At 36.6% G+C, this 14,154-nt stretch carries 9 protein-coding genes; 5 read left to right on the top strand and 4 right to left on the bottom strand.

What is annotated here, in order from left to right; translation table 11 throughout:
• Positions 1-149: 149 nt before the first annotated feature.
• Positions 150-1,016: a diadenylate cyclase CdaA gene (gene cdaA / locus EDM02_RS05185; protein WP_123663648.1), complete on the top strand. Its 867-nt coding sequence runs from the start codon at positions 150-152 to the stop codon at positions 1,014-1,016.
• 365 nt (positions 1,017-1,381) lie between these two features.
• Positions 1,382-1,786, top strand: a complete 405-nt coding sequence (gene rbfA / locus EDM02_RS05180) for a 30S ribosome-binding factor RbfA (RefSeq protein ID WP_123663646.1) — start codon at positions 1,382-1,384, stop codon at positions 1,784-1,786.
• Positions 1,787-2,570: 784 nt separating this feature from the next.
• On the opposite strand, the gene EDM02_RS05175 is transcribed toward rbfA, so the two are convergent.
• The 4 genes from EDM02_RS05175 to tgt form a co-directional block, all read right to left on the bottom strand.
• Complete coding sequence (locus EDM02_RS05175) at positions 2,571-6,104, bottom strand: sodium:solute symporter family transporter (protein ID WP_123663644.1); 3,534 nt, start codon at positions 6,102-6,104, stop codon at positions 2,571-2,573.
• Between the two features lie 275 nt (positions 6,105-6,379).
• On the bottom strand, positions 6,380-6,919 hold the full coding sequence (locus EDM02_RS05170) for a hypothetical protein (protein ID WP_123663642.1): 540 nt from the start codon (positions 6,917-6,919) through the stop codon (positions 6,380-6,382).
• Between the two features lie 365 nt (positions 6,920-7,284).
• Positions 7,285-8,364, bottom strand: coding sequence for an LptF/LptG family permease (locus tag EDM02_RS05165; protein WP_184891158.1), 1,080 nt, complete (start codon positions 8,362-8,364; stop codon positions 7,285-7,287).
• Positions 8,365-8,369: 5 nt separating this feature from the next.
• Positions 8,370-9,497 (bottom strand): tRNA guanosine(34) transglycosylase Tgt, encoded by a 1,128-nt coding sequence (gene tgt, locus EDM02_RS05160; protein ID WP_123663638.1) that lies wholly within the window; start codon positions 9,495-9,497, stop codon positions 8,370-8,372.
• 231 nt (positions 9,498-9,728) lie between these two features.
• On the opposite strand from tgt, the gene lptB reads away from it, so the two are divergent.
• The 3 genes from lptB to argS all read left to right on the top strand — a co-directional run bounded on the left by lptB (position 9,729) and on the right by argS (position 13,853).
• Positions 9,729-10,460, top strand: a complete 732-nt coding sequence (lptB, locus tag EDM02_RS05155) for an LPS export ABC transporter ATP-binding protein (protein WP_123663636.1) — start codon at positions 9,729-9,731, stop codon at positions 10,458-10,460.
• Positions 10,453-11,919 carry an Asp-tRNA(Asn)/Glu-tRNA(Gln) amidotransferase subunit GatB gene (gatB, locus tag EDM02_RS05150; protein ID WP_123663634.1) on the top strand — a complete coding sequence of 489 codons (1,467 nt, stop codon included), beginning with the start codon at positions 10,453-10,455 and terminating at the stop codon, positions 11,917-11,919. Before lptB ends, gatB begins: the two co-directional genes overlap by 8 nt.
• Before the next feature lie 158 nt (positions 11,920-12,077).
• Positions 12,078-13,853, top strand: a complete 1,776-nt coding sequence (argS, locus tag EDM02_RS05145) for an arginine--tRNA ligase (protein ID WP_123663632.1) — start codon at positions 12,078-12,080, stop codon at positions 13,851-13,853.
• Positions 13,854-14,154: the final 301 nt, after the last annotated feature.

Below are 14,154 nucleotides of genomic sequence, written 5' to 3'. Positions count from 1 at the left end.
TTGGAAAAAATGTAATAGTTACATACGTAAAATCAATTCATAAAATCAAAGAGCCACTATGCTTTGCAATTTGTTTGGCTGATAACAAAATTATTTGCCTGCCAGGAAATTAGGCAAAATGTTTTGTATGGCATATTACTCTGTAGATTATGCTATTTCTTTTTTATAATAAAAATTATTCTGATTATAAACAAAAAAACTATACGATGTTATTTAATTTGCTATATTTCGATAATCAGGGGCTTAATTTTATTCGTGTGGTTGATATGGTGCTCGTTGGTTGTTTGATCTATTGGGTTTATAGATTAATTAAGGGTAGCACAACTGTAAAAATGGCTTCAGGTTTTTTTATTATATATCTTTTTTATTTGACATTTAAAGCATTTAAACTCAAGCTGCTTGAAACTATTTTGGGGAAATTTATAGATATAGGCCCTATTATTACCATTGTTATCTTTCAACGAGAAATTCGCTACTTTTTGTCTAGTATGGGTAAAGGACTTGTTTTTGGCAAGGGAATCATTACGAAAATGATTCCCGGGTTGGCTCGTCAAAAAGTTGAAATTGATGTAACGCCAGTGGTGAAAGCTGTTCAGGCATTAGGGGGAAGTAATACGGGTGCGCTTATTGTTTTTACAAAAGATGTCGATTTGAGGCATTATGAAAAATCTGGTGATGTGATCAATGCCCAAGTTTCCGCTCGATTACTTATTGCCATATTCAATAAATATAGCCCATTGCATGATGGTGCCGTTATTATTCATAGCAATAAGATTGTGGCTGCAAGGTGTATTTTACCTGTTACGGAAAATCCAAATATTGCTGCGCATTTTGGATTGCGTCACAAAGCTGCGGTTGGCCTTACGGAAATAACAGATACTTTAGTGGTAATTGTTTCAGAAGAATCTGGTCAAATATCGATAGCTAGAAATGGAAGCATGGAAAATAATCTATCTGCACAAGAAATTAGAAGTGCTATAAAGGAATATCTTAGCAATGATTGGCATGCAGCATAAACGTATCTGTTCACTCAATGGCGTCAACTTAAGGCAATTCATGATTAGCCTACCCTCCTATTCTACTTGGTTATCAATAACAGCTAAACCTTAAGTTGACGCCATTGTCTGTTCACTTGCGTGGTAGCCAATGATTTTATCCATTTTTTTAAAAACTACTTATTTTAAAGCTAGTATTATTGCGCTATTGCTAATTGGTACGAACACGAACACGAATACGCATAGGCTACATGACTGAACAGATACCTTTATTTGCCTTACTTTTCTTTGCACAGTTTTGCAAGCCACGTTCCTGTTTGGAATAATATCCTTGTCAAGGGTGTAAAAGAACACGTTTATTTATTTTTATTTATTTATTTTTATTTATGCATAAAAAATTTAATGCATTATGTAAGCAAAAGATGGCACAAAACATATATACGTTTAGACAAGAACAAATGGCTAAGATGATACAAAAAGAGTTAGGTGCACTCTTTTTAACAGAAAAAGCCATCTTATTTAGTAATGCTTTTATTTCTGTTACAGCTGTTTATTTAGGCAGGGATTTGAGTATGGCCAAGGTTTATTTGAGCCTTTCCTTAAATAGGGATAAAGAAAAAATTTTAAAAATTATTAATTATCAGAAAAATACTATCAAGAGATTACTAGGCCAAAGAATAGCTAATAAAATACGTAAGGTACCAGATTTAAAATTTTGTATGGATGAGACGGTTATGCAAGGAGCCCGTGTTACTGCTCTAATTGATCAATTAAACATTATTGAATCATAATTGCATCCGTTCACAAATATGACTAATCTATTGATTATTTGTATCCGTTCACTTTGCGTGGCAGAAATATGTATATTTTAAATTGTCTATGGCAACGGTCTCTAAGTATCCGTTCAGTCATGTGGCTTATATATATATCCATGTTCGTACCCATTAGGAATAGCATAATAATGCAAGATTATAAAAAACGCGCCTTGAACAAAGCTGTGATTAGAAAATTTTAGTCTGAAAGCTGGTAGAAAATCAGCCTGTTTGAGCTTACTCTTCGTCTTTGAAAAGCTGGCTGCGTTCCGTTTCGGGATTCAGCGTACTCGCATAGTTCGTACTATGCTGCGTGCGCTTCACCCTTGCGCGCCTTGCCAGCTTCCCAAATCCATTGAGTAACCGTAGAGGGCGAGTTTTGATTTTTAGATTTTAGGCTGAAATTTTAAACAGCTTTGTTCACCAGCGCTTGATTTTTTTTGGCTACTTTTTTTGATCAAGCAAAAAAAGTAGCTTTAAAAGAAGTAGTTTTTTTAAAATGGATAAAATCATTAATTATTAATAATTTTAAAACATGGCTGCCACGCAAGTGAACGGACAATGGCGTCAACTTAAGGCAATTCATGATTAGCCTACCCTCCTATTCTACTTGGTTATCAATAACAGCTAAACCTTAAGTTGACGCCATTGAGTGAACGGATACTACGAATGACTTATGTACATTTCGTACATAGCTACTATTATCTATTTTCTATAAATGCCCTGTGCAAAAAATATGTAATGATATAGTATATGGATAGAACTATATTTGCCCTTTACAGATCTCCAATGCATGTTGTGCAGCCGTTTCCAATGCGGTTGCTATTTCAGGTTCTAAATAATTCCTTGCTAATTCAATATCTACTGTAAGGGTCTCTTTGACCATATACTTAACCTCTTCTAATTTGGTATAGCCTTCAGCATGGCGTAGATCATAAAGGCGTTCTGCCAATTTGATATAAAGTACAGAAAGGTGATCTTGGTTGATGGCTTCTTTAAAGCGATTGCTTATGTAGAACAAAGATTCGGCTAGCTCTTGGTGTTTATCTATGCTGAGCACATTTTCTACAAAACAAAAAATACCTATATTATAATTGCTCTTAATATAAGAAAGCGGCAAGCGGGTGTATCGTATTAAGTCATAGAGTAAGGCAGCGTAAATGGGCTTAGGAGAATGAAAAATCCATGTAGCTACTAATTGGGCAATACCTACCGCGCGAACATAGAATAACTGGCCTGATGCGTGTCGCTTAACACCATAACAACGCCTTAGTAATAAAAGTATCTCAGCAATTACGCCTGGATCCACCTCAGATATTTGACAAACATAATCATGGAAATGCATTAGCACCATCATAGCATCTCCCTGTTCCTTTTCGGTTATAGGTGCTTCTGATGTTAACGATTCCATAGGTAATTTAGAGATCATCTCCTCTCGAATATTGGTAACATTCCAAGGCAATACCAGTAACATGACCTTTTGAGTAGACATTTCTAGGTAACCATAGTGTGCATGGATAATGCGTTCTATGGTTTTCTTTCCGAGGTCCATACATGCTGGCGTTAGTGTTCTGGTATGCTTTTTATCTTCCGGCGTATCGGTAATATATTCATAAGAATTTTGAATTTTTGGGAATTCCGTTGGAAGAACAGTAGCGTTACTAATCACTAGGGCTATAGCCGAAAAGTCCATCAAGGGATGGTATTCGTTTTCGATTGGATCACTTATCTTATATTTTAATTGGGTAGTATGTAGTTGTATTTTTACAAATGGTTTATCTAAATGGTCTGGGTCAATAGTACGTACAACAGCTGTAACCAGTAAATGGATGATCTGGTTGACATCACATGTGATCTTAACTGGAAGCATGTGATCTTTGTGCTCTATAAGTAGTCTAGGTGCATACTGTATCTCTCGTTCTAAAGCATTTTCCACCCTGTTAATCAGGTCATCCAAGGTAATTTCAGTTGGTAGTAAGAGTATATGATCTTTAGATTTGGCTTGTTTTTTTAAAAACAGCGCCCATTCGGAAAACTTATTTATAATACTCTGGAAATCTTGTTTATATAACGGATTCCCATCTAAAAATGTAATAGATTGCGTAACATCTTTCACTACTTTTTCTAAAATCAGGCCATCTTCCTCCAGCTCATTATGAGCAGCTGGAGAAGTGATATGCAAATTGTAGGCAATGTTTTTGAGTTTTTGCTCTTCTCTTAGTTTTTGCTTATTTCTTAGGTAACGATTTTGATTTTCCTGAGCAGTTACTTGCAATTTAGTGTAAATAATCAGAGAAAATATCAATAACCTTTCCCCTAATAGATATAATGGTAGATTTCCTGATGGCCAACATGGAAGCCCCGAAGTAAAACAAATAAAGTAAATAACGGTTAATGGTATCGTTACCAGCAATCCCAGATCCAAAGGCAATATCCATAAAGCTACAGCCAAGTGCGTTAACACCAATGTTTCGGTAAATAACGGATCGGTTATATACCACCAGTGCCAAAACGTATTTATAGGAAAGCAAAATATTAAACCTATTAACCAATATTTTCCAATTATCCAGCTTGGAATTTCCCTTTTTAAGGAACCTATATATTGAAAAAAAACTGCATAACCTACAAAACAGCTACCTACAACGATTTGCAATATAAGCCAAGCGGTTAAGTATTTTTTGGTGCCTATTATGCCAAGTGTTAGCAACGTAGTAATGGTAATATAGATCCCTACCCCTATTAGGATAGTAGATGTTGGCTTTAGCTTAGCCAAATTATCTCTTAAAAAGAGCGCTTTAAATGATGCTTTTCTGCGCGCTTTTTTTCGTGCATTAGCTTGCCTAATCTGCTTGAGTTCATCATCTGGCTCTACCCAGCCAGTACCGGATGGTTGGGGCAGCAAATAGTGTGCAGCCAACATGGCTAACCCATTGGCCAGCATGGCAACAAATGCACCATCTATGTCCATGGTCGATTCCAATGATCTCACCCACTTATTCCAAACCAGAATAGTTACTACACCGGTAGCCATACCGATTAAAGCAGTACGCCCAGTACCTCGAAATCCAAAAATAGCTAAGAAAAAAGAGGCCGTTACTATAGGAACATACACATCTAAAATTAAAAACATTAATTTTAATAAATCATTATAAAAAAGAGCCAAAACCATAGCAGATAGACCTACAAATAAAGTAGTTAATCTAGCCAATTGGAGTTGATAGGCATAGGAATTTGATTTTTTCCCTCGTATACTTTCGACAATATCATGGCTAACCATAACAGCGCATATGTTTAAACAAGAATCAGCTGTAGACATGGTCATGGCTAGTAAACTGATAGAAACCAGCCCTGTGAAAAAAGGAGAAATATGTTCCATTATATAAGGCCAAATGTCTGTTTTCAACAGTGCAGGTTCTGCTACATAAACAAATAGACCAAGTAAGAATATAATACACTTTATAATAAGGTCAAAAAGTCCAGAATAAACAAGAACCTTTTTAGCCTGGATAGGGCCAGAAGACATGTATATTCTCTGCATAGTGGTAGGTTCTATAAAAGCTGCCACCGCTCCCAAAATTAGCAAAATGGTACCTATTAGTTTAGTATCAAAATGGAATACAGTGCTAAACTGAAATTTGTCTTGAGTACATAAAAAAGAAATAACTTCTGTAGCTGGTTTGTGGATGTTTTCGAACATAAACCAAGTTAGGAGAGGAATAATGATGGAGAATGTTAAAAACTGTAATACATCTGTAAAGGTAACCGCACGAATACCTCCAAAAGCAGAATATACAATAAGGATTAAGGTAGCTAATATGGTAATATATTTAGGATTATTAGGATTAACTGAATTTATGCATATGCCGATGGTTTGGGACATTACAGTGATTTGGACAGCAATGGTAGCAATATAGGAGCAAATACTAGCTAGAGAGGTAATAATTCTTGGATATTTACCATATATACTGCCTATAGATTCTGGCATAGAAAGGTGGTGCATAAATGGAGCCATACGCAATGCCAACGGACTGATAAGCCATCTAGCTAAGCTAACGCCAAGCGAAAGAATTATCCAATAAAGGCCAATATTATGGACCTGTTGTATAGTACGTACTAAAATTGCCCCTCCAAAATTAGTAGCCAATACCGTAGCTACCAAAGTAGCTGTAGCAAATTTTTTATTACCTACCGCATACTCCCGCAGGGTAGTGGTTTTTCTACTAAAAAAAAGGCCTACCAATAAGGTTAATGTCAGAAAAAAACCCATCATCAGGAGTGGCATAGTCAATTGTATCATACAATAATTAAATAAGGTATTAGAAAACAGTAATTATCCATCCCTTCATTATAGGTTATTTTTACTACAAAGCCAAGGATATGGTTGTTTTTTATATAAAAAATTTGCACTATTTCTAATTGGTTTGGTACGAACGTGAACGAATACACATAGGCCATGCGCCTGAACGGATACCATGATTTAGCCTGTTTTTTGATATGCCCATACTATTTAGATCCCCTGTATACCTTTTATAAGGTTCCAATGGTTCATCTCTTACATTACACCTTTATTTATTAATCTATAATTTGCTGAATAAGTGTGCAAAGATCGTTATAGCATTCTGAAAAAAGATTACACATATCTCCACTTGGGCTATTTTTAATTTGTGTACGATTGACACGCAAAGTTTTACCAAAGAATAGGTCCAATTTATCTAGTGGATAACCAAACAGTGTATGATTTTGGTCATCACCATCCTTATTTGTAGAAGGATCCATGACAATAGCTATCAACTTACATGTTTTATATTGCTTTCTTACAGCAAGTAGTTGCATCAAGCTATCTATACCACTGGGTAGCATATTATTGCATTCTGGAAGGATTAAAACCAGTTTTTCTATTGATTTCAAATTTATTTGCAAACTATTTAACTTTTCTTTTTCTAGTTCTAATAGCTGAATAGGTTCGGGATCTGTAAGTTGCGCTAATTTTATTATTTCTACTTCTGTATTACATCCTTTTGCTTCTAAAGCACCCGCACACCAACAACTAAAATTTTCTGGAAACTTATTACCAGCCTCAGTTGTGGTGAGAATAAGGATGTTTTTCTGCATGGTGAAGCGTTTCTTTAAATTTTGATAGACGTGCTACCCAGGTATAGACTATCCAAAATGGATGGCCTATGACCTGTAATCATGATTTTGCTTGGAGTCCTATACTTTGGATATAATACATTAAAAAATTTATCATTTTTCATTTGATAATAAAACCTTTTGCTACTAATACCCAAATACAAAAGGAAAAAATACATATAATACTTATGCAACCAAACAGTGTGCTTTCTAATGCAGCCAGCTTCTTTATGCAACCGGCCTTCTCCATGTAGCGTATCTTTTTAAACAATGGGCCCACTACCCTTGCTATTTTTTGAACAAAAGCAAATATACGACGCTCCTTGATTACGACCAATAAAGGTTGATTATTTAGGTACCAATCGATAAAATATAATACATAAAATTGAAAAGATGATATTGGGCATCCATATGTTCAGCAGTGGATGCGCACTTTGTGCCTCTACCACAATCTTGGAAGATAAAAAGAGCGAGATATAGAAGCAAGCTAGTATAAAACCCAAAGTAATTTGTCCTCCCACACCACTTCTAGGCTTATGAACAGCGACTAAGAAACCCAATGCAATAAGAATGATAATGGCAAAGGGAGTCATATATCGGATATATTTTTCTGCTTTAAAAAAACGTACATTATCATTTCCTTTAGCCATAAGTTTTTGAATATGTATATCTAATTCGGGAAGCGTTAACCCCTCTTTTAGATTAGGGTTAATCTCAAAATCTTCTGGATGTATCTCTAAGGGAAGTGTAAGGCTATGTCCTTCTGTAATCTCTTCATGTTTTGGAAAAAAAGTACGTTTTTTCCAAGATTGTAATATCCATACTTGATCGGTTGCATTCCATGTAATCACTGCAGCATGCAATCGTTCTAAGAGCTCAGTATTTTTGTAGCTGTCTAAGCTTATATCATATCCAGTATTTATGTGGGCATAGTAGGTATGGATATGGAGGTATTGGTCAGGTCCTGTTTTGAGGTGTAGGTAAGGCGGTGGCGTATTATTAGTGAATCCCATGTTGAGATATTTTGTTTCAAACTTAATCCGTTCCTTGCTTGCACCTGCTAGCAACCAGCCTGTTAAGTAAAAATTGGCTCCAGTCAGCATCCATGCAATCATTAGATAGGGTTTTGCCACACGATTAAAACGTACCCCGCCGCTTAATAGGGCAATAATCTCAGATCGTTGGGCTAACCTAGTGGTAACCCAAATGGTGGTAGCAAAAACAATAATAGGGGCCAAAAGGTTAACCATGTAGGGTAACAATACGCAGTAATAATGAAAGATTTCTTTAAAAGGAACCTTATACTTTTTAAAATTACTTACGTTTTCTGTTACGTGAATGAGCATAATAAGTATGATGATGACACCCAGCATAACCAAAAAAGTGCCAAAAAACTTTTTGAAAATATATTTATCTAGTAGCTTCATTATGCTTATGAGATTTTTTTCATGATGGTTTGAAGGACATGGTTTTTCCATGCAACAAAATTATTCTGCTGAATCTGTTTTCTAGCCTGTCGAACGAGCCATAGATAAAAAGTTAAATTATGTACGCTAGCCAATTGAAGGCCTAAGGGCTCCTTAGAAATAATCAAGTGGCGCAAATAGGCTTTTGAGTAATGTCCACTAAGCGCATTACTGAGCTGGGCATCTATAGGACTACAATCCGTTTTCCATTTGCTGTTTTTAATGTTTATAATACCTGCTGTTGTAAATAATGTTCCATTGCGCCCATTGCGAGTGGGCATCACACAATCAAACATATCGACACCTAATGCAATGCATTCTAACAGATCTAACGGTGTTCCAACGCCCATTAAATAGCGCGGTTTGTGCTTAGGCAAGATATCGCAAACGAGTTCTGTGATTTCATACAATTGACCTGTAGGGTGGCATACCCCACCAATGGCGTTACCAAATCTGTCGGCTGCAGCTATAGCTTCCGCAGATTGTATACGTAAATCTTTATAGACACTTCCTTGTACAATTGCAAAAAGCGCTTGGTATGCATTTTGCTCAGTTAGCGTAGCATCAAAATGGTCACTCCCCCTTTTTAGCCAGCGATGGGTACGTTCCATGGAATCTTTAGCATAGCTGTAACTGCAGGGATAAGGGGTACATTCATCTAATACCATCATAATGTCAGAACCAATACTGCGCTGTATGTCAATCACAGATTCTGGTGTAAATAGCTGTTTTGATCCATCTATGTGAGAGCGAAATGTAACGCCTTCTTCTGTAAGGCTGCGATTTTTAGCTAAGGAATACACCTGGTACCCCCCACTATCTGTTAAGATCGGCCGATGCCATTCCATAAAAGAATGGAGCCCACCTGCTGCATCTAGCACTTGCATTCCGGGTCGAAGATACAGATGATAGGTGTTTCCTAAAATAATATCAGCGTTAATATGATCCTGTAAGACATTTTGTGGAATGGACTTTACTGATCCAAGCGTACCTACTGGCATAAAGATGGGGGTCTGAATGGTTCCTTTACCAGTAGTGATAAGCCCCGCTCTAGCCTTGGAACACTGATCTTCATGTTCTACTAAAAATTGCAAGGAAGTTTTCTATTAAAATTAAAAAAATGCATAATAAATTTTCTACAGAAAGATTTTTACCTATCTGCTATTTTTTAGCTATCTTTTAGCTTTTGAATCAAAGATATGCTTTTTTATAACTTTATCCTGCATAGAGACTTCCAAATGGCTAGCTGAAAGTAGCTGTAAAGTCTACAAATTCCCTTAATTTTAATACGTAAACCGATACATATATCTCAATAAAAAATTTTTATGCAACTTCATGCTGATTCATTAATCAAAGAATACAAAGGTCGTAAGGTAGTAAAGGGGGTATCTCTTACGGTTTCCTCCGGTGAAATTGTGGGATTACTAGGCCCCAATGGAGCTGGAAAGACTACAACCTTTTATATGACGGTTGGCCTTGTAAAACCAAATAGCGGGGATATTTATTTGGATGAAACATGTATTACCCCATTGCCTTTATACAAACGTGCCCAAAAAGGAATCAGTTATTTACCACAGGAGGCTTCTGTCTTCAGGCAATTAACGGTAGAGGAAAATATTATGGCTATATTGGAAATGCGTGACCTCTCCAAACAGGAACGCAAAGAAAAATTAGATAGGTTACTAGAAGAATTTAGTATTACGCATATAAGAAAAAGTAAAGGCAATGTGCTCTCTGGGGGGGAGCGTCGCCGTACAGAAATAGCTAGGGCATTGGCTATGGACCCAAAATTTGTTTTGCTAGATGAGCCTTTTGCAGGTGTAGATCCTATTGCTGTAGAAGAAATCCAACTGCTTATATCTAAGCTTAAGCACAATAACATTGGCGTGCTGATTACAGATCATAACGTAGATGAAACACTTTCTATTACCGATAGAGCCTATTTGATATTTGCTGGTACGTTACTTAAAACAGGTACTGCAGAGGAGTTGGCAGAAGATGAGCAGGTACGCAGACTCTATCTTGGAGAAAAATTTCAATTAAAACGTTATGAATAGTACGTTAAGGGAGCCATATCAAGCAGTTATTGGATTAGAGATCCATATTCAGTTGCTTACTTATAGCAAAATGTTTTCCTCAGATGCGACTGCATATGGTGCTTTACCCAATACCAACCTTAGCCCCGTTAGTTTAGCCTACCCTGGTACATTACCTAAGGTTAATAAAAAAGCTTTTGATTATGCTATAAAGTTAGGACTGGCCTGTGAATCAGATATAACAGAGTTAAACTATTTTGCTAGAAAAAGCTATTTCTATCCAGATTTACCGAAAGGATTCCAAATTACACAAGATACGACGCCTATTTGCCGCGGTGGTTTTATAACCATTTATGCGACAGAGGGAAAGGAGAAAAGGATACCGCTTATCCGCATGCACTTAGAAGAAGATACAGGTAAATCTGTACATGGCATAGTGGAAGATACTACCTTATTGGATTATAATCGGGCAGGGATACCTTTATTAGAGTTGGTAACTGCTCCAGCACTAACAACAGGGAAAGAGGCCTATCAGTGTTTAGCTGAAGTACGTAAATTGGTCCGATATTTAGATATCTGTGATGGGAATATGGAAGAGGCTTCTTTACGTTGCGATGCCAATATTTCGATAGCATCCGAAGGAACTACTATATTTGGGACAAGGGTTGAAGTTAAAAATATGAATTCTATGCGAAACGTTCAACTTGCCATAGAGCATGAAATAGAGCGACAAATAGCACTAATACAAGCAGGTAAGCCCATTATAGCAGAAACCAGAAGTTTTCAAGCCGCTTCTGGAGAAACCGTTAGCCTACGGGCCAAAGAAACAGCCAGTGAATATCGTTATCTACCAGAACCAGATATACCCCCGGTATGGGTTTCAAAAGAATGGATAGAAAGCATTAAAGAAACCATGCCCTTATTGCCCAGTGCCTGTTTTAAAAAGTTTACTGAGGTCTATGGTCTTTCTCATTATGCAGCCGATGTGCTTACTGAAAACAAAGCCTTCGTTTTGTTATTTGAAGAGCTGTGTCAACATACTAATTACTATACTGCTGCAGCAAACTGGTTACTGGGCCCTGTTAAAGGTTACCTCAATGAGATGTCCCTTTCCTTAACGGAGCTCCCGCTTACGGTTGAAAATTTCATTGCGCTAATAGCGTTAGTAGAAAGTGGTGCGGTTGGCTTTTCTGCTGCAGCCCATCAGATTTTTCCTTTATTATTACAACCAAATGCATCTCCTAATGTATCTCCTATGGAACTTGCCGTAAAATTAAACCTTATACAAGATAGTGATGAGGAAAACCTGCAATTACTTATTGAAGAAGTATTAACGGCTTATCCAGATAAAGTAGCGGCTTATAAAAATGGTAAGCAAGGAATTTTGGCTATGTTCATGGGAGAAATTATGAAAAATAGTAAAGGGAAAGCCCATGCTCAACTGGTGAGCAAACTGCTACAAGAAGCATTAAATAGCTAACGCTGATGGGTTACATAGCTTAACATAAAAAGCCTATATGCATAATGTTTTTAACTCCAAGGATTTTGGAGGAAATATATAAGCTTTTATAACATCAGTAATAACAGGCACTTTATAATCAAATTTTAATCTCTTTGTTTTATCACATTTTAATCCCTATGCAGCTTGAATCCAAACTTACCTTAGCGCTTCAGAAGGCATTTTTAGTTATCTATCAATTACCCTTATCAAAAGAATCATGTGCTTTACAATATACCAGAAAAGAGTTCCAAGGTACTTTTTCATTTCCTATATTTCCCCATTGTAAAAGCTGCCATGAACAGCCCAACCAATTAGCAGAAAAAATAGGGAAATGGGTACAAACGCATGTAGATATAGTGGCTTCTTATAATGTCATAGATGGCTTTTTAAATTTTGTTATCTATGACGCAGTTTGGCTCTCTATCTTAAAAACGATTGACCAAAATCCATTGTATGGTCGTTTAGCTGGTCAAAAGAGCAGTATAGTGATCGAATTTTCATGTCCCAATACGAATAAGCCTCAACATTTAGGCCATCTGCGTAATAATTTTTTGGGAGATGCATTGGCTAAAATTTTGGATGCCGCTGGCCATATGGTACATAAAGTAAACCTTATCAATGATCGTGGCATCCATATTTGTAAATCTATGGTTGCGTATCAACAATTTGGAGCAGGGGAAACCCCAACCAGCAGTGGTATAAAGGGAGACCATTTAGTAGGCAAATATTATGTAAAATTTGAGCAAGTGTATAAAGCACAATTGGCTCTTATAGAAACGCATAAGGGGGACCTGCCTACAGCCATTCCGCCTATTTTGCAAGAAGCACAAGAAATGTTGGTAGATTGGGAAAAGGGTGATCCTGCTGTTATGGATTTGTGGCAAAAGATGAATGAATGGGTCTATGATGGATTCAATATGACCTATAACCAATTAGGCATTGTGTTCGACAAAACCTACTATGAGTCTGATACGTATCTATTAGGCAAAGAAATAGTAAAGGAGGGGCTCCGTAAAAAAATATTTTACCCAAAAGAGGATGGAGCTATTGCAGTCGATTTATCTATGCATGGGTTAGGAGAAAAAATTTTATTACGTAGTAATGGAACAGCTGTCTATATCACGCAAGATTTGGGAACTGCCGATTTGCGTTATGCCGATTACCATTTCGATAATATGATATATGTTGTAGGCAATGAGCAAGCTTATCATTTTAAAGTTTTATTTGCTACTATGGCCCACTTGGGTAGGTCATATGCGCATTTTATGCACCATTTACCCTATGGTATGGTAGACCTGCCCAGCGGTAAAATGAAGTCCAGAGAGGGAAATGTAGTAGATGCAGACCAGCTTATAGAAGAAATGATTGATACGGTTATGCTGTATACAGAAAATTCCCATAAAATAGAAAGCTTGAACCAGCAAGAGCTGAAAAAATTGCATCATATCTTGGCCATAGGTGCCTTAAAGTTTTTTTTACTCCGGGTGGCACCACAAAAAAAAATACTGTTTAATCCTAGCGAATCAGTTGATTTCCAGGGAGATACTGGCACATTTATTCAGTATACTTATGCCAGAATTTGTTCAGTACAACGTAAGGCTAAGGATATACAAATGGTCTCATGCAATATACAGCAAGGATCGCTCAGCGCGTTAGAACAACATTTGATTTTTCAATTATATAGGTTACCAGCAGCAATAGAAGAGGCTGCCAAAACCTATATGCCCTCTGTAATAGCCAATTACGCTTTAACATTAGCAAAAACTTATAATAAGTTTTATGCAAGTTATCCCATATATAGGGAACCTAATGCCTGCATGAGAAGTTTTAGATTATTACTTTCTTCCTGTGTGGGCAACGTGCTAAAAAAAAGCATGACGCTTTTAGCTATTGAGTTACCAGAAAAAATGTAAAGATATAAGGCCGTATTATCTGATGCCAATGGGGAAAGTTTGTATCCGTTCACTCAATGGCGTCAACTTAAGGTTTAGCTGTTATTGATAACCAAGTAGAATAGGAGGGTAGGCTAATCATGAATTGCCTTAAGTTGACGCCATTGTCCGTTCACTTGCGTGGCAGTAATGTTTTTAATTTAACGCTATTTTTAAGTATCTGTTTACTTGCACGGTAGTTATATTTATGTTTTTAATTTATTTACTAAATTACTTGTCATTTTTTTCTTATTGTGCTATTTCTAATTGGTACGAAAACAAA

Source organism: Candidatus Cardinium hertigii (assembly GCF_003788695.1).
The sequence above is the reverse complement of the archived record's forward strand: the minus strand, read 5'-3'. Positions and strand labels throughout refer to the sequence as shown.